16 protein-coding genes and 1 pseudogene are annotated in these 17,832 nt (G+C 37.5%); 11 read left to right on the top strand and 6 right to left on the bottom strand.

The features are described 5' to 3' along the window. Positions 1 to 45 precede the first annotated feature (45 nt). From H5968_RS03105 to H5968_RS03115, 3 genes are all read left to right on the top strand, one after another. A complete protein-coding gene (locus H5968_RS03105; protein WP_096572371.1) occupies positions 46 to 240 on the top strand; it encodes a hypothetical protein in 195 nt (64 codons plus the stop codon). Between the two features lie 190 nt (positions 241 to 430). Further along, complete coding sequence (locus H5968_RS03110) at positions 431 to 1,789, top strand: folate/biopterin family MFS transporter (RefSeq protein WP_187038770.1); 1,359 nt, start codon at positions 431 to 433, stop codon at positions 1,787 to 1,789. A 108-nt stretch (positions 1,790 to 1,897) separates the two neighbouring features. Then, on the top strand, positions 1,898 to 3,373 hold the full coding sequence (locus H5968_RS03115; RefSeq protein ID WP_187038771.1) for a carotenoid oxygenase family protein: 1,476 nt from the start codon (positions 1,898 to 1,900) through the stop codon (positions 3,371 to 3,373). Positions 3,374 to 3,419: 46 nt separating this feature from the next. Here H5968_RS03115 and H5968_RS03120 read toward each other — a convergent pair whose 3' ends face one another. Next, positions 3,420 to 4,760, bottom strand: coding sequence for a cytochrome P450 (locus tag H5968_RS03120; RefSeq protein ID WP_187038772.1), 1,341 nt, complete (start codon positions 4,758 to 4,760; stop codon positions 3,420 to 3,422). Positions 4,761 to 4,834: 74 nt separating this feature from the next. After that, positions 4,835 to 5,035, bottom strand: a complete 201-nt coding sequence (locus tag H5968_RS03125) for a type II toxin-antitoxin system Phd/YefM family antitoxin (RefSeq protein WP_187038773.1) — start codon at positions 5,033 to 5,035, stop codon at positions 4,835 to 4,837. A gap of 217 nt (positions 5,036 to 5,252) precedes the next feature. On the opposite strand from H5968_RS03125, the gene H5968_RS03130 reads away from it, so the two are divergent. Continuing rightward, positions 5,253 to 6,542 (top strand): Glu/Leu/Phe/Val dehydrogenase, encoded by a 1,290-nt coding sequence (locus tag H5968_RS03130; protein WP_187038774.1) that lies wholly within the window; start codon positions 5,253 to 5,255, stop codon positions 6,540 to 6,542. A 245-nt stretch (positions 6,543 to 6,787) separates the two neighbouring features. On the opposite strand, the gene H5968_RS03135 is transcribed toward H5968_RS03130, so the two are convergent. The 3 genes from H5968_RS03135 to H5968_RS03145 form a co-directional block, all read right to left on the bottom strand. Continuing rightward, positions 6,788 to 7,243, bottom strand: a complete 456-nt coding sequence (locus H5968_RS03135) for a restriction endonuclease (RefSeq protein WP_187038775.1) — start codon at positions 7,241 to 7,243, stop codon at positions 6,788 to 6,790. A gap of 20 nt (positions 7,244 to 7,263) precedes the next feature. Then, positions 7,264 to 7,758, bottom strand: a complete 495-nt coding sequence (locus H5968_RS03140) for a hypothetical protein (RefSeq protein WP_137666126.1) — start codon at positions 7,756 to 7,758, stop codon at positions 7,264 to 7,266. 133 nt (positions 7,759 to 7,891) lie between these two features. Beyond that, positions 7,892 to 8,425: an AAA family ATPase gene (locus H5968_RS03145; protein ID WP_187038776.1), complete on the bottom strand. Its 534-nt coding sequence runs from the start codon at positions 8,423 to 8,425 to the stop codon at positions 7,892 to 7,894. A gap of 128 nt (positions 8,426 to 8,553) precedes the next feature. Between H5968_RS03145 and H5968_RS03150 the strand changes: the two are divergent. From H5968_RS03150 to minE, 5 genes and pseudogenes are all read left to right on the top strand, one after another. Then, a pseudogene (locus H5968_RS03150) lies at positions 8,554 to 8,960 on the top strand (hypothetical protein). Positions 8,961 to 8,983: 23 nt separating this feature from the next. Continuing rightward, on the top strand, positions 8,984 to 10,306 hold the full coding sequence (locus H5968_RS03155) for a four-carbon acid sugar kinase family protein (protein WP_187038777.1): 1,323 nt from the start codon (positions 8,984 to 8,986) through the stop codon (positions 10,304 to 10,306). A 115-nt stretch (positions 10,307 to 10,421) separates the two neighbouring features. Then, a complete protein-coding gene (minC, locus tag H5968_RS03160; protein WP_187038778.1) occupies positions 10,422 to 11,531 on the top strand; it encodes a septum site-determining protein MinC in 1,110 nt (369 codons plus the stop codon). A 238-nt stretch (positions 11,532 to 11,769) separates the two neighbouring features. Then, complete coding sequence (gene minD / locus H5968_RS03165; RefSeq protein ID WP_096572383.1) at positions 11,770 to 12,576, top strand: septum site-determining protein MinD; 807 nt, start codon at positions 11,770 to 11,772, stop codon at positions 12,574 to 12,576. 35 nt (positions 12,577 to 12,611) lie between these two features. Next, positions 12,612 to 12,917 (top strand): cell division topological specificity factor MinE, encoded by a 306-nt coding sequence (gene minE / locus H5968_RS03170; RefSeq protein WP_187038779.1) that lies wholly within the window; start codon positions 12,612 to 12,614, stop codon positions 12,915 to 12,917. A gap of 816 nt (positions 12,918 to 13,733) precedes the next feature. Here minE and H5968_RS03175 read toward each other — a convergent pair. Continuing rightward, positions 13,734 to 15,086, bottom strand: coding sequence for an N-acetylmuramoyl-L-alanine amidase (locus H5968_RS03175; protein WP_187038780.1), 1,353 nt, complete (start codon positions 15,084 to 15,086; stop codon positions 13,734 to 13,736). Between the two features lie 158 nt (positions 15,087 to 15,244). On the opposite strand from H5968_RS03175, the gene dnaG reads away from it, so the two are divergent. Next, entirely contained in the window at positions 15,245 to 17,155 is a 1,911-nt protein-coding gene (dnaG, locus tag H5968_RS03180) for a DNA primase (protein ID WP_187038820.1), read from the top strand. Between the two features lie 48 nt (positions 17,156 to 17,203). Continuing rightward, positions 17,204 to 17,812 (top strand): Uma2 family endonuclease, encoded by a 609-nt coding sequence (locus H5968_RS03185; protein WP_187038781.1) that lies wholly within the window; start codon positions 17,204 to 17,206, stop codon positions 17,810 to 17,812. Positions 17,813 to 17,832 lie beyond the last annotated feature (20 nt).

A 17,832-nucleotide genomic window follows, 5' to 3' on the forward strand; every position in this document is an offset into this window, starting at 1 on the left:
TTTTTGCTCGATTACAACAACAAACTTTTTTAGGAGGACATTGGTATGAGTAATAGAGCCAACACTTGCCCATGCTGCGGTGGATCAATCCTACGTCATGTCCGTCATGGTGAACTATATTGGTTTTGCCTTTCGTGCCGACAAGAAGTACCACTGTTAACTATCAGTCGCTTATCAAATCATTTAGAAACCCGTAACACAGGAGTAGTTACTCCGTCTGCTGTTAACTCAGTAGAGTAATCTACTGCGGCTGGTTCTGAATATCTACAGAGTGGAAATAGACAAGTGAATACCATATTTCTTGAGAGCAAGCGTCAAGCTAGAGATGGCGCTTGCGCTTTGGTTTGACTTTGTTGCCAGAACAGCGGATAACTTCCAGTTAATGTCGATATGATATAAAAGTAGATAAAACTTAAAGAATATTCATCAAATGCTGATTCACTCATCTGACTTGCCCAAAGTCAAAGACTCAGTAGGCAAAAAAATTCTCTTAGGTAATGAACCTAAACCAGAACTAATTGCGATTCTAGCAGTCTACTTTGTTCAAGGCATATTAGGGTTATCGCGTCTAGCCGTTAGCTTTTTCCTCAAAGATGAATTGCAACTGAGTCCAGTTGAGGTATCAGCACTGTTGGGAATAGTTGCTCTACCTTGGATGATTAAGCCATTATTTGGCTTTATTTCCGATGGTTTGCCCATATTTGGCTACCGTCGCCGTCCCTATCTAGTGTTATCTGGGATACTGGGGGCTGGTGCTTGGGTAAGTTTGGGAACAATAGTTAATAGTAGCTGGGCGGCAACAATTGCGATCGCCCTATCTTCCCTTTCCGTTGCCTTCAGTGATGTCATTGTAGACTCCCTAGTTGTCGAACGTGCCAGAGTAGAAACCCAAGCCAACGCTGGTTCTCTGCAATCTTTGTGCTGGGGTGCTACTGCTCTTGGAGGCTTAATTACTGCTTACTTTAGCGGCTTACTCTTAGAATATTTCAGCACACGCACAGTATTTTTAGTCACTGCATTATTTCCCCTCATTATCTCCGTGGTAGCTTGGTTAATTGCAGAAACGCCAATTAACAAAGACACTATAAAACCTCAAGCAAATAATCTTCTCTCCACCTCCAATCAAATTAAACAACTGGGTAAAGCGATTACACAAAAAGCAATTTGGATACCCACAGCATTTATCTTTCTGTGGCAATCTACCCCCAGTGGAGAAGCAGCTTTTTTCTACTTTTTCACCAACGAATTACACTTTCAACCTGAATTTTTAGGCAGAGTCCATTTAGTTACCAGTTTAGCCTCATTAATTGGAATTTGGATTTTCCAACGGTTCTTAAAATCCGTACTATTTCGAGTAATTTGTGGCTGGAGCATCGTCATTTCTGCTGCATTAAGAATGACAATGTTAATATTAGTAACCCACACTAATCGAGCATTAGGAATAGATGATCAATGGTTCAGTTTAGGTGATAGCTTAATACTCGCAGTCATGGGACAAATTGCCTTCATGCCCGTGATGGTATTAGCCGCAAGAATATGTCCCTTGGGAATAGAAGCCACATTATTTGCTCTCTTAATGTCAATCTTCAATTTAGGAGGAGCTATTTCCAGAGAGTTTGGGGCTTTAATCATGCACTGGTTAGGAATTACCGAAAATAACTTTGATACCCTCTGGTTACTAGTAATTATCACCAATGTAATTGCCCTTGTACCATTGCTATTTATCAAATTTTTACCAGGTGAAGAAACAGAAACTATCACATCTACTCAAAATCCAGTAATTCAGTGAATTAATTAAAACCATTTAATTTTCATTTCTGTTTTTTGAAAAGTACATTTATGATGTACTGTTGAAAAAATATCATCTTGTCTTGAAAAAAATAAAAAACACCAAAATATGCAGATTTTAGAACCTCAAAACCAGCAAACGTTAGCAAAATCTTACAATCAAGAAGATTGGCAAAAAGGATATGAATCACTCAAACAAGAATATGATTATTGGATTGATGAAATAGAAGGGGTAATACCCGCAGAACTACAAGGAACACTATTGAGAAATGGACCCGGTTTATTAGATATCAACGGACAAAGATTACATCATCCCTTTGATGGTGACGGCATGATCAGCCGCATTACATTTACTAACGGACGCGCCCATTTTCGTAATAAATTTGTAGAAACAGAAGGTTATTTAGCAGAAAAAAAAGCTGGTAAAATCCTTTATCGTGGCGTATTTGGTACACAAAAACCAGGAGGTTGGTTAGCTAACGCCTTTGATTTTAAAATCAAACATATTGCTAATACTAATGTTATCTATTGGGGTAAAAAACTATTAGCTTTATGGGAAGCAGCAGAACCTTATTTATTGCATCCCCACACCTTAGAAACATTAGGCAACGAATATTTTAATGGTGTTTTATCCCAAGGTGAGGCATTTAGCGCCCATCCTCGCATAGATCCCAATGGTAAATTAGTTAATTTTGCCATTAAACCAGGACTATCAACCACAATTACAATTTTTGAACTCAACACCAACGGCGAAATTATCAGCAAACAAAATCATAGCGTGCCTGGTTTTTGCTTTATTCATGATTTTGTCATCACCGAAAATTACTGTATCTTCTTCCAAAACCCTGTTAATTTTAATCCCATACCTTTCGCTTTAGGAATGGCCAGTGCTGGACAATGTATTCAAGTCCAAAAAAATCAACCCACAAAAATCATCATTATTCCCCGCAAAGATAGTCAAGCTGAGAAAGAAGAAGTCAGAACTTTAGAAACCCAAGCAGGTTTTATTTTCCATCATGTCAACGCTTTTGAAGTGGAAACTGAAATTATCATTGATTCAATTTGCTATGAATCATTACCAGAAGTAGAACCAAATACTGATTATCTACAAACCAACTTTGACACCAATGCACCAGGACAAATTTGGCGATTTGATATTAATTTGCCGGAGAAAAAAGTACAAAGTCAGTTAATAGATAAACGTGCTTGTGAATTTCCTACTATTCATCCAAATAATGTAGGAAAACCCTATCGTTATTTATATATTGCTGCCGCACATAACCCTATAGGAAATGCACCCTTACAAGCTATTTGGAAAGTAGACTTAGCAACAGAAAAACGAGAAATTTGGAGTGCAGCACCACGGGGTTTTATGGGTGAACCAATTTTTATTCCTCGTCCCAACTCTCAACAAGAAGATGAAGGTTGGGTAATAGCTTTGGTTTATGATGCAGAACATCATCGCTCAGATGTAGTGATTTTAGATGCTCAGGATTTTTCAAAAGGTGCGATCGCTAAATTACACCTTAAACATCATATTCCTTATGGTTTACATGGGAGTTTTACACCAGAAACATTCATTTAATTAATGTAGGTTGGGTTAAGCGTAAGTGCAACCCAACAAAATCATATTAAATAGAACGGAAAAACACCTTTAAACCATCACTCGGTTGAGGTGTAGGTGTCATTTTTAAATCTAAATTTTGTCCTGGTACAAGTTCCCATTCATAACCACGCAACAGTAAAGCAGCAAATATTTTCATTTCCAACTTAGCAAATTCTTTACCTAAACATTCTCTCATCCCACCACCAAAGGTAACATAACTAAAAGGTTTAGATTTTTCCTCATTTCTCTCTACACTAAACCTTGCTGGGTCGAAAGTTTGAGAATTTTTATAAATAGTTTCATCTTGGTGGGTTTTCCCTATTTGATACAGTACACTCCAACCTTGAGGAATACTATATCTATTAAATTCACAAGTTTTAGTTACAGAACGAAAACCACCACCAACAGGGGGAATAACTCGCAAAACTTCCTTGAGTATTTGGTCTAAATAAGTCATTTGTTTCAGATGTTCAGAGGTTAATTCACCTGTAGAATTTATTTGTTGTTGTTCTGTTCTTGCTGCTGCTAGAATGTCTGGGTTTTGTGCTAACAACAAACAAAAAGAAGACATTGCCGAAGTTAAGGTTTCATGTCCAGCAAATAATAATGTTAAAATTTGATCTTTGAGTTCATTTACACTCAAACTATTACCATCTTCATCTTTGGCATTTAACAACAAACCCAAAGCATCTTTTTCTGAATTTTCTGAGATTGGCTGCTTTTGACGTTGTAAAATTATATTTTCAATTTTCGCTAATAACAGTTCTCGACTTTTTAGAGCTTTACCAAACTTAGTCCAAGGTAAACGAATGGGAAGAGTAAATAAACCTTGACACCATTCTTCAAATAATTCAGCAAAATGAGGATCATTAGTAGTATCTGTTCCTACTAATAATTTACAAGCCACATCAAAAGTATATTGTCTGATTTCAGGATACCAGGTTAACTGACCTAAATTTACCCATTTTTGTAAATAGCTATTAGTAATTTCCACCATTGTAGGTGTATAACTTGCTAAAGCTCTGGGTAGAAATGCTTGAGCTAATAATTTACGTCGGGTTTGATGAATGCTTCCAGTTTGCGTTGCTAAAGATGCAGGACCAAGCAATTCTGAAACAGTCTTAGGCCATTGAATTATAAAATTCTGATTTTCACCACTAAATACAAAGCGGTTTGCATCTGCTCCTATCATCATAATTGTAGGAGAACCAAAGATATTAGTTTTAAAAACGTTGCCGTATTTCTTTTGTCGTTTATTGGCAAAATTTCTATCCGTTAAAAAACTAATTGTTTCACCAATGATAGGTAAACCAAAGTTTCCCGGTGGTAAAGGTAATTGATTATTATCCTTGCTAATACTGACCATATTTATTTTCCTTTGTAATTTTTGATTGTTTATTTTAAAATAATATCACTTAAACCTAGTGCTTAAACTGATATTTATTTTTGGATATTCGGATTTTTTTCTAATAAAAGATTTTCCAATTCTTGAATTCTATCAAGTAATTTTTGATAACTATCTGCGGAAATAATCACATGACTAGGCCGTGACTGTTTAATGAGCAAAACAGGTTCAACCGCAGCTTTATCAAAAACCTCACCGTGTTTATTACGCGCATCTGTGAGAGTGTAGGTTTGCATAGCATGACTAATTTAGACATTTTGACTATAATTTTAGCAAAAATCAAGCAACCCACAAAATTAACTCCACAAAATTAACTTTGGTAGCAATTCTGCCACATATCCAGAAAAATAAAATTGTAACGAAAACTACAAAATTCTTATTTTTTCAAAAAAACAGGGTAAGCTAACCATACATATCCGGTTCACCAAAGTACCGTGATGAGGAGTAAATGTTATGGTGACAACATCGCGCCCATTGTGGGAAAATCATTCTCCAGCCCATATTTGCCCGTTTGACCAAGCTTGTAGTTATTTGGAATGGGCAGGTAAAGAATTAAAATTAGATCCTGGTTTATTAGAAATACTTAGTCATCCCCGGAAAGTCGTCACCGTTTCCATACCCGTCAAAATGGATAATGGGGAAGTGCGAGTTTTAGCCGGACATCGGGTACAACATTCTGATATTTTAGGACCATATAAAGGTGGTATTCGTTACCATCCGGCAGTGACTTTACGGGAAGTTTCGGCATTAGCTATGTTAATGACTTGGAAATGTGCATTGTTAGGTATTCCTTATGGTGGTGCTAAAGGTGGTATTCCCATAGATCCGAAACAATATAGTGTAGCAGAATTAGAAAGAATAAGTCGCCGTTATATCAGTGAGTTAATTAAAGATATTGGACCATCAGTAGATATACCAGCCCCAGACATGGGTACATCTGCGCGGGAAATGGCCTGGATGATGGATACCTATTCTGTGAATGTTGGTCATGCTGTACCCGGTGTTGTTACTGGTAAACCCCTTTCTGTAGGTGGTTCTCTGGGTCGAGAAATGGCTACGGGGCGCGGTGTAATGATTATTGTCCGGGAAGCCTTGGCAGATCAAGGTAAATCCCTGGCAGATGTAAAAATTGCTATTCAAGGTTTCGGTAATGTGGGGGGTGCTGCGGCTGAATTGTTATACCAAGCAGGGGCAAAAATTATTGCGGTTTCCAGTGGTGCTGGGGGTGTATATGCGGAAACTGGGCTTGATATTCCGGCTTTAAAAGCTTACGCTGCTCAAAATCGTCGCAGTGTGGTGGGTTTTCCCCAAGCTATTCCCATTAGTAATGCAGATTTACTCATTTTACCTTGTGATGTATTAATTCCTGCTGCTTTGGAAAATCAAATTACGGAAGAAAATGTGCATCAGATTCAAGCGCAAATGATTGCTGAAGCAGCTAATGGACCTGTGACTTTGGAAGCTAACCGAGTTTTAGAAGCCAGTGGAGTTACGGTTTTACCTGATATTTTAGCTAATGCTGGGGGGGTAGTAGTTAGTTATTTGGAATGGGTGCAAGGTCTTTCTTATCTGTTCTGGGATGAGGAAAGAGTAAACCGGGAAATGGAACATTTAATGGTAAATGCTTACCGTCACGTGATTCAACAAGCACAGACTCGCAGAGTAAATTTACGATTAGCCGCTTATACTCTTGGTGTGGGTAGAGTGGCGCAAGCTTTGACTGATAGGGGTTTGTATCCTTAGTTATAGGGTTATAACTCGTTCCCAGTCTCTGACTGGGAATGCTATTACAGAGTCTCTGACTCTATCATCATAGAAGCCAGAGTCTTCTGATGTTCATTCCCTCATCAGGTAAAAATAACGGCGAAATTGCGCGAATATTAGATATTAGTTTGGATATGGCTCGGTTATGGCGAAACTTGAAATTAGGCGATCGCTCTCAACCGTCAGGTGATATAGTAAATTTTTGCTTGATAATCACGCTTTTACTATTTAAATTGTTTCCAATTTATTTCTTCAACTAATTTAAGTTTAGGAATATCTTGTATGGCAAGTTGATAACTATCAGTTTTAGACAATATATCAACTAATGATAACAAATGAATACTTTCTGGTTTTAGGTATGGATGACCAAATAGACGATCTTTAAATGTTTTCTTATATCCTACACCTGATAACATAACACTAATTTCTGCTCGGTGATACATCATATCAGCATATAAAATTTTTGCATGATCTACCGTCAATTCTGATTGACTAAGCTTACTTTGAAAATAGAATAACCTACCATCTTCGCGGATAACCCCATCAATTCCACCATCTTTACCTAGTGGTCCAGGATGAAAACCTAAAATTCTGGCAAAAGTACGACCAAGTTCTTGTTTTCTTTTTGAACTTGTTCTCACTATTCCTAATGCCAGATTATATGCTATGTACTGTTCCATGTAAATACTAAAATTAATAATTAAAAAATAGCCGATGTTTCTAATTCAATTAATCGGGAATGCAAGAGAATAATTCCCAAATTCAAATAGATAAATATTGCATCCTCAATTCCAGATTTTAATAAGGTATCAAGAGTGCATTCATTAACTTCAAACATCAAAGTTTCTTCATCTATGATCATATCTTCAACTTTTTTTCTCAGATGTTGAATTTTGATCTGATTTTGCATTGACTCATGATAACCATAAGCAAATGCCATATTTAAAATAGTTTTCTCATCTACTTGCAACCGCATTTGTAGATCATCCAGCTGTATTTTACATTTTTTACCAACACGAACTGGAGAAGGTTGCATTTTACCTTGACGCAAAGATTTGAGAGCAGATGTTTTCATTGTCTCTCTTATATAGTCTTCTTGTTGACGTTTCAATTCATCTTTACTACGTGCGATCAAGTTAGGATCTCGATGCTTTTTTGGTGGACGAGTAGAAGATGTATGATTAGCTTCTGCCATTTTTTTACTCCATAACTACTCTTTTGTAGTAATCCCATAGGTGATCACAATCTGGTTCATTCCATAAATAGTCATAATTAATGAAAACTGCATTACCAGCTTTCATAGGCAACCAATCAACAGGATCAAGAATTTAATAATTAGTAAACCGATTATCAATAAACTGCTGAAAATCATATTTTGATACTCCTATTGGTACAATTTTCACCTGGATAGAACCAATAATAGGACGTGCTTGTTCAAGTGCTATTAGCATATCATTTAAACTTACAAATGAACCTATATCATCTTGCTTAACTCCTAGTAATACCAAATCAGGTGTAACCTCAAACAAGAATTTAGAAATAGATGTTAGATCAGGTGAAACATCAATAACAGTATGAGTAAATTTTTTATTTTTTGCTAATTTTCCTAAAGTTTTAGCTAACCGGTCAGGGTTACTCTTATCACTTTCACTGACGACTGTAAGTTTATCTTCTTGGGTTACAAGTGTTTCACCACCTGGTTTTGGTGCTGATCCTTCGCTAAAGAATTTGAAACTGTGAGCTTGAGAGTCACCATCTATTAAGAGTACCTTATTGCCCATATTCAGGAAAACTCCAGTAATATGAATTGCAGTTGTTGTTTTGCCTACTCCACCCTTATGGTGAACACATAGAACTTTCATAATAAGCTATACTCATCTAATATTTTATTAGTTTTTCTAAAATAACATCAAAACGTTCTCACATCGGTTTCTTATGAAAATCCGCTAAGGAGTATATAGCAGTGTAGCCAGATTTAGTAGGCTTAGAAATCAGCAAAGGTGAACTAAAACGCTTAACAGGGTTTGACACAGAGGACGTATTTCGTCCTTCAATTATGGCGGATAAGCAAAAGCGCATTGGCTTTTTTATTAACGAAGCTTTGGTTGCTTTAGCACTGACACCAGTTATTGTTAGTTTTATTTATCAAGAACATAAGTGATATCTGCACTGTAACTGATTCGAGAAGATTTAGTTCGCGCTTTGAAAAGTGAACGGATTTTGCGCCATAATAAAAAACTGCTTGCTAATAACCAAGAGTTACTTGCAAATAACTTAGCCAATTTGCAAACCTTAGAAGTTAGTAATCAAGCTGGGGAATATGCACAACTTTTAAATCAATCATTGCAGATTGCTTTAGATGTACAAGCAGAACTGAAAAAATTACAAAAAGTCTAATTAAGTTGTCTACACAAAATCTGATGAATAACCAACCCAAAATAATCGTTTTAGATGATGATCCCACCGGTTCTCAAACTGTTCACAGTTGTTTACTCCTGATGCGTTGGGATGTAGAAACCTTGCGTTTAGGTTTAAAAGATGATGCTCCCATTTTCTTTATCTTAACCAATACGCGATCGCTCACCCCAGAAGATGCAGCAAATGTCACCAGAGAAGTTTGTCATAACCTCAAAATCGCACTAGCAGCAGAAAACATCGAGGATTTTCTCGTAGTTAGTCGTTCTGACTCCACCTTACGCGGTCATTATCCCATAGAAACCGATGTCATTGCCGAAGAACTCGGACCTTTTGACGCTCATTTTCTCGTACCCGCATTTTTTGAAGGTGGGAGAATTACCTGTGACAGCATCCATTATCTAATTATTGATGGTGTACCCACCCCCGTACACGAAACAGAATTTGCTCGTGATTCTGTATTTAGTTACAATTACAGCTACTTACCTAAGTATGTAGAAGAAAAAACCAAAGGACGCATCAAAGAAGATACTGTCACCAGATTTTTACTTGATGATATCCGTAAAGGAAGCTTAGAAAGATTATTGCAACTGCATGATAATCAGTGTGGGGTAGTTGATGGGGAAACCCAAGCCGATCTTAACACCTTTGCTGTAGACATATTAACAGCCGCCAGTCAAGGTAAACGCTTTTTATTCCGTTCTGCTGCTAGTATATTAACAGCTTTAGCTGCTTTACCCCCCCAACCCATAGCTGCGGAAAATATGGCAGAATATGTGCGTGGTGGTAAACCGGGAGCAGTTATTGTTGGTTCTCATGTGAAAAAGACAACTCAACAGTTAGAATCACTGTTAACAGTTGCGGGAACGGTAGGGATAGAAGTTAATGTCGGAAAATTACTTGATGATGGAGTCAATGAATCTGCTAAACTGCTAACCGAGATTCTAGAACAAATCCGGGAAGTACATAACGCTGGAAAAACACCAGTAGTTTATACTAGCCGTCAGGAATTGACTTTTAAAGATGTCAAAACTAGATTAGACTTTGGGGCAAGAGTTTCGGCTTTACTAATGGATATTGTAAAGGGTTTACCAGCTGATATAGGATTTTTAATCAGCAAGGGGGGTATAACTTCTAATGATGTCTTGAGTACAGGTTTAAATTTAACTTCTGCTCGGTTATTAGGTCAAATTTTAGCCGGTTGTTCAATGGTAATTACACCATCTGATCATCCTCAGTTTTCTAATTTACCTGTGGTTTTATTTCCCGGTAATGTCGGTAATGCTGATGCCTTGGCTACAATTTATCAAAGATTGACTAATCAGTAATCAGGAGGCAGAAGGCAGGAGGCAGAAGGCAGGAGGCAGAAGGCAGAAGGTAAATATTTCTCCCCAATCACCAGTCACCAGTCACCAATCACCAATCACCAATTACCCATTAAGAATGAATTCTGATTCTAAGAAATCACCAAAAGATTTGGAAATGGAGTCAAATTCTGCATTTACCGATGCAGAATCAATCTCTATTAATGATGATAGAGAGGAAAAAAATGTCAACCCTGTTGATAAAGAGGGAGATACTAATGTAGATGTTAAAGATAGTGATTCTATCATTCCCAATGGAGAGCTAAATTCTGTTCTTGTCTATTTACAAGCTCATGCAGATGGGAAGATAGACTCTAATTCTGAAGAAAAATCTGAAGAGAAATCTGAAGATAAGAAAACAGAAACAAGCAATTTTGAATTGATTGATCTGAACAGCGATGAGTTAGTATCAACAGGAAAAAATAACAACAATAATATTCAAGTTCAGTTAAAAACCGAGGAGGGAAGACTATTATTAATTTTGCCAACAGAATCTCAAGTACCTGCTTCTGAGTTCAGTTGCTCCGAGATTTGGCAACAAATGAGACAGAGACTAAATGGTAGCGATCGCCTACGTATACCTAATACTATAGTACATTTGGTAGCGAAAGACCGCTTATTAGACTCAAGACAACTGCAAGAACTGGCACAAACTTTAAATGAACTGCAACTAGAATTAAAATCAGTCGCCACAAGTCGCAGACAAACCGCAATCGCCGCTTGTACATTAGGTTATTCTGTCGAACAAATCCAACTACAACCATCCTTCACCGCTGACGCTCAACCAGGTCCTAAACCTCTAGCAGATGCGCTCTATCTAGAAATGACAGTAAGATCAGGTGGAGAAATTCGCCATCCCGGCACTGTGATTATTTTGGGAGATATCAACCCTGGTGGTATTGTGGTTGCAGATGGTGATATTCTCATTTGGGGGCGTTTGCGGGGGGTAGCTCATGCCGGCGCTGGGGGAAATCGTGATTGTCTAATTATGGCTTTGCAAATGGAACCAACCCAACTGCGAATCGCCGATGCAGTAGCTAGAGCGCCTGAAAAATCACTAACACATTTTTTCCCAGAAGTGGCACATATCACACCCGAAGGCATCCGTATTGCCAAAGCTACTGATTTTTCTCGCAGTCAGTTAAGTAAAATTAATCAAAGTCTCTATGGCAGGAGTCAGGAGTCTTAGGGGCGAAGCATTCGGAAAGCAACCTTGGACAAAAATTGATAATTTATCGCCCGAATGCTGATACTTCCAGCACGCTTCGCGAACGCCCGTACAGGAGTCAGGAGTAAAACCTGATCATGCTGAAAGTTTCATCATATATTGATGTTATCAGCGCCCCGTCTACTGCTATAACTATTTCTAAATATTCTCTCAATATTTAGTATTATTTCCACCAACCCTAATCGAGCGCATTGCTGTTATGAGTCGTATTATTGTAATTACCTCCGGTAAAGGAGGAGTGGGTAAAACCACGGTTTCCGCAAATCTGGGTATGGCTTTAGCCAAAATCGGGCGACAAGTGGCCTTAGTTGATGCGGATTTTGGTCTGAGAAATTTAGATTTGTTGCTAGGACTAGAAAACCGCATTGTCTACACAGCGGTAGAAGTGTTAGCTAGAGAGTGTCGTTTAGATCAAGCTTTAGTCAAAGATAAACGACAACCGAATCTGGTACTACTACCAGCAGCCCAAAATCGTACCAAAGACGCGGTAACACCGGATCAAATGAAACTGCTAGTAAATGCACTAGCGCAAAAATACCAATATGTAGTCATAGATAGTCCCGCAGGGATTGAAATGGGGTTTAAAAATGCGATCGCCCCAGCTAAAGAAGCCCTCATTGTCACCACGCCGGAAATCTCCGCAGTCCGCGATGCTGACCGGGTAGTAGGATTATTAGAAGCACAAGGTGTGAAAAAGATTCATTTAATAATCAACCGGATTAGACCGGCAATGGTACGAGCAAATGATATGATGTCTGTACAGGATGTTCAGGAACTTCTCGCCATCCCCTTAATCGGGGTTGTCCCTGATGACGAGCGTGTGATCGTCTCTACTAACCGAGGTGAACCTTTGGTATTATCAGAAGCTCCTTCTTTGGCAGCCTCAGCCTTTGAAAACATTGCTCGTAGATTAGAAGGGGAAACTGTCGAATTTCTTGATCTTGACTCCCCCAACGACAACTTATTTTCCCGGTTACGCAAGTTGTTACGGACAAAGATTGTTTAATTTTTTTCAGTTACCGCCTTATAACCTAGCCAGCAATGATTCTTGAACTTTTAGAAAAACTTTTTGTTCGCACACCAAACACCAGTCGCACTGAAGTTAAACGTCGTCTGCAAGTAGTTATAGCCCACGACCGAGCAGACTTAGATGCCCAAACCTTGGAAAAAATGCGTCAGGAAATCCTAGCAATTGTCTGTCGCTATGTAGAAATTGAAACAGATGGTTTGGAGTTTTCTTTAGAAAGTAACCAACGCACAACTGCTTTAATCGCAAATTTACCTATTCGTCGTGTTAAGGAAAACACTCCTGAAGTAGAAGAAACAGAGACATCTATTGAGGTTTGATCTCAATACTTTTCGGTTAAGCCCAAAACAACAAAATAACGTAGGTTGGGTTGAACGAAGTGAAACCCAACAAACCCCTGTAAATGTTGGGTTTTGTTCCTCAACCCAACCTTGTATCTTAGAGGAGGGTGGGTTAGGAGTGTATTAAATTTGCACTGTAAGCTCTTGTCAGAATCAGGATTTTTCGTTTTTTTAGGTTCAAGACTTGACAAGTCGCAAAACTTGTTGTACAGTTATATTATGAGTAGAAATATGTAGAGTCAGATATAGTAAACTTTTAAATATTCAACATCGTTATTTTCACTCGCATTCAAAAAAACCCCACTACCAATTTATCAATCACATCCTGAAAATCCTTTAATCCTGGTTATCCTGATTCAGACAATATGCAAGCTTGGACACCCGATAAGCTGTTGTGCATTTAATTTGTATAAGTGGAACAGGCATCTTGCCTGTTAAACAAGAGTTCAGAATATTAGGATTATACAATTTAGCTGTGTAACAGCTTAATTTCTGGAGATGTCTAATGTTTGGTTGTCCGCTTTGTTTTCTGGTGTATCTGGTAGTAGCTATATTGAATATTGTTAATTTTAGTAACTTTAGCTAATTTTTCACTCATTGTATTTTCAAGGCGTTGCTGATTTTTGGGATGAAAAACAATTTTGCATATACTTAAAACCCTTGTAGAGACGTTCCATGGAACGTTTCTACACCCAAAAAACATCCCGCATTTATGCAATGCCAAAAATCTTTTTTTCCAGAAGATCAAGAGAACGCAGATAAACTGATAACTGATAACTGATAACTGATAACTAATTAAATCAATCCTGCTGATTCATAAAGTCTTTTAAACAAAGCTTTCATTTTAGTTCCATAATCTAAATCTGCAGACCATCTTCCTGATAGTTGATCTACAGAAGGAGCGACACCCCTAGTCACAAATCTAAAGCGAGGATCTACTTCTTGTTGTACCAAAGGTTCTAAACTAGCATAGGCTTTTAAATGTTGAATATGCGCTCTCACTCCTATTCTGGCACTAGGAAAAGATGCTGCTTCTGAACCACCACCTATTGCTCCTAAACCAGCAAAGTTATTTTGTTGAGGTCTAATATCTCCACCAAAGCGTAAAAAGCCAGTTTCTAAACACATTTGACAAAAGGCAAGATCATGATTTACGCCTTCAATGATCGCTTCTTCTCGATAAAGTTTAGGAATGTCAGGAAACTGCACTAGAGCGTTTTCATTGTTATTCCGCAAAAAGATTTGTAGCTGTACTTCTGTGGTATTTCCATGAGAAATAATTTGATCAATGTGTGCCGGACAAATTGTTAAAATGGAACGGAGTTTAAGAGTACGAGCTGCACTATCCCAACTAATAGAAATATTAAAATCTCGCAGTTCGATAGCTTGGATATAAACTACACGCCGATAGGTGACACGGTTAACATTAGAAGCCCTTGATAAATCAATCCGCAACCGATCTACTAAGTCAATAGGAATGTAGGAATTACCATTAATTAATACTCCTTGCTCTGGATAATTTTGCCCATTGATGTTAATATTAATTGGTGGATAATTCGGTTCTACAGGAGTTCCCGGATTTGGATCAACTGCTCGACTCCAAGCTATTAATCCGTCAACAATTCCTAATGCAAAATCACGGCGACGAGTTTGCAATAAATTGCGATCATCTGGACTGCTGAGAAACCCTACTTGCATGACTAAAGCCGGTAGAGTAGTGCGGCGACAAAACTGCAAACTACCTAAGCCACTGTCTGTATCTGGTCTGACTCCGCGATTAGGTAATTGAGGTACACGGCGCAACAATCCCATGAGTAACGTTTCTGCATTTTGCTTGCGTTGATTGTTGCTGGCAATGTGGTAAACACTAGCACCCCTAACAGTAGGACTACTAGCAGCATCAGCTTGAATTTCTACAGCCACATCAGTGGAACGAGCGCGAGAGTTAATCCAGGTGATAGTTTGGGCAGCACTTAAATCATCAGGCACAGCTAAAACTTCCACAGTACGCGCCCGCAGTTCTGTTACAATTAAATCCCGTAACAGAATCATTTCCTTAGCTTCAGTTGTACCACCTGCGATCGCACCAGGATCAATACCGCCAGCTTCCCTACCTCCATGCGCGGCCGAAATAAAAATACGTCCCATCTTTAATGATTCCCATTGTTAAGCTCCAGCATGAAGCAATTTTAACGATTATTTTGGGTTTGGGATCAAGAATTATAATAAGGCAGGAGTCAGGAGTCAGGAGTCAGGAGTCAGGAGTTTTGATTTTTCCCCAATCACCAATCACCAATCACCCAAAAATGCAAATCCCCCGTTTACATCCAGATACAATAGAAGAAGTTAAACACCGGGCTGATATTGTTGATGTTGTCTCAGATTATGTAGTTTTACGTAGACGAGGCAAAGATTTTGTCGGGTTATGTCCTTTCCATGACGAGAAAACCCCTAGTTTTACAGTGAGTCCAAGCAAGCAAATGTATTATTGTTTTGGTTGTCAAGCTGCGGGTAATGCCATTAAGTTTGTCATGGATTTGAATAAACGGCATTTTACAGAAGTCGTTTTAGATTTAGCAAAACGTTATCAAGTTCCTGTCAAAACCTTAGCACCTGAACAAAGACAAGAATTACAACGTCAGATATCTTTACGTGAGCAATTATATGAAATTTTAGCATCTACAGCCCAATTTTATCAACACGCTTTAAGGCAAAATTTGGGTCAAAAAGCGATGCAATATTTACAGGAAAAGCGACTATTCAAAATAGAAACAATTCAACAATTTGGTTTAGGTTATGCTCCCCCTGGTTGGGAAACTTTATATCGTTATTTGGTGGATAATAAAAATTATCCTGTGCAGTTGGTAGAAAAAGCCGGTTTAATTAAACCCAGAAAAGAAGGGGGAAGTTATTATGATGTATTCCGAGATAGGTTAATGATTCCTATCCGCGATATTCAAGGAAGAGTAATTGCTTTTGGAGGCAGAACTTTAACAGAAGAACAACCAAAATATTTAAATTCTCCAGAAACAGAATTATTTAGTAAAGGTAAAACTTTATTTGCTTTAGATCAAGCTAAAGATGGTATTTCTAAATCAGATCAAGGGGTAGTAGTAGAGGGATATTTTGATGCGATCGCTCTTCATGCAGCAGGAATTAATAACGTCGTTGCATCCCTGGGTACAGCATTAAGTATAGAACAAGTGCGACTATTATTGCGTTACTCAGATTCCAAACAATTAATACTTAATTTTGATGCAGATAAAGCTGGAATTAATGCCGCAGAAAGAGCAATTGGTGAAATTGCCACATTAGCATATAAAGGCGAAGTACAGTTAAAAATTCTCAACATTCCCGACGGGAAAGATGCGGATGAATATTTGCATAGTCATACAGCAACAGAATATCAGCAACTATTAGCAAATGCCCCACTGTGGTTAAATTGGCAAATTGAGGAAATTATTAAAGATAGAGATTTAAAACAAGCCGCCAATTTTCAAATCGTTACAAAAGAAATGGTTAAACTCTTACAGAAAATCGTTAATAGTGATACACTTAATTATTATATTTCCTACTGTGCAGAAATACTCAGCTTAGGTGACGCTAGATTAATACCCCTAAGAGTTGAGAACCTACTAACTCAAATTGCACCTGCTAATGTGCAAACTCCACCACTGCGACCACGCAAACCGGAGTCAAAAACGCCAAAGCTATCTCTAGTAACCACTGAACGGAGTTTATTAGAACAAGCAGAGGCGTTATTATTGCGGATATTTTTACATTGTCCTGAACAAAGAAAGGTAGTATTTGCAGAATTAGAAGAGAGAAATTTAGAATTTAGTCTTTCTCATCATCGCTTTTTGTGGCAACAAAGTTTAGAATTTCCATTAGAAGAAGTAGACTTAATTTCTAACTTACAAAATCGGTATTTAGAATTAGAAGAAGATTTAAAAATAGTATCTCATGTATTTCATTTAAACGAGAAAAACAAAACAGAAATATTAAGAACTCCCCAAGTTGTACAAGCAACCTTAGCTTGTATGGAACGAGTGTTAAGAGAAAAACGTTATCGTCATTTTATGGAACTGTGGAAGAAAATTGATCCACAAGCAGAACCAGATAAATATAAATCTTATGCAGATGCTATATATGCTGATAAAATGCGGATACAAGAATTAGATAAACAAAGACAATTTCCCATTTCCGAATTATTTTAATCCTGTAAATCTTGAAATAGTGAAATTATCATTGAGACAAATAAACCTATGAAACTACAAACAACTATCCAAGAAATCAAAACTGTTAAAGCCTACTATACCCCAGAAGAATATTTAGAACTAGAAGAAAAATCAGAGTATAAAAATGAATATAGAGATGGGGAAATTATACCAATGACAGGCAGAACAACAAATCATAATAAACTAGCATTAAATTTAGCTACTAGCCTGAATTTAGCATTAAATGATTTAGACTATGAAATTTATATTGGAGATGTAAAACTGTGGATACAACGTTATCGAGAATTTACCTATCCTGATGTCATGGTCATAGAAGGTGAACCTATTTATTATAGTACAAACACCACAATTGTCACCAATCCTTTATTAATTGCCGAAGTCTTATCTCAATCTACAAAAGACTATGATCGGGGTGATAAATTTCTTTATTATCGTTCAATTCCCGAATTTAAAGAATATATTTTGATTGATCAACATAAACATTATGTAATGCAATATGTCAAGAATAATGAAAATCAATGGCTTTTGACAGAGTATGAAACAGAAGATGCTATTTTAAAACTTGCATCAATTAACCTTCAATTATCTTTAAAACAACTGTATAAAAAAATTAACTTTTTGGAACAAATAGAGTAAAATTTTCAATTGAAAATTGA

It is taken from the genome of Sphaerospermopsis sp. LEGE 00249 (assembly GCF_014299995.1).
In the GTDB taxonomy this organism is placed as follows: Bacteria; Cyanobacteriota; Cyanobacteriia; order Cyanobacteriales; family Nostocaceae; genus Sphaerospermopsis; species Sphaerospermopsis kisseleviana.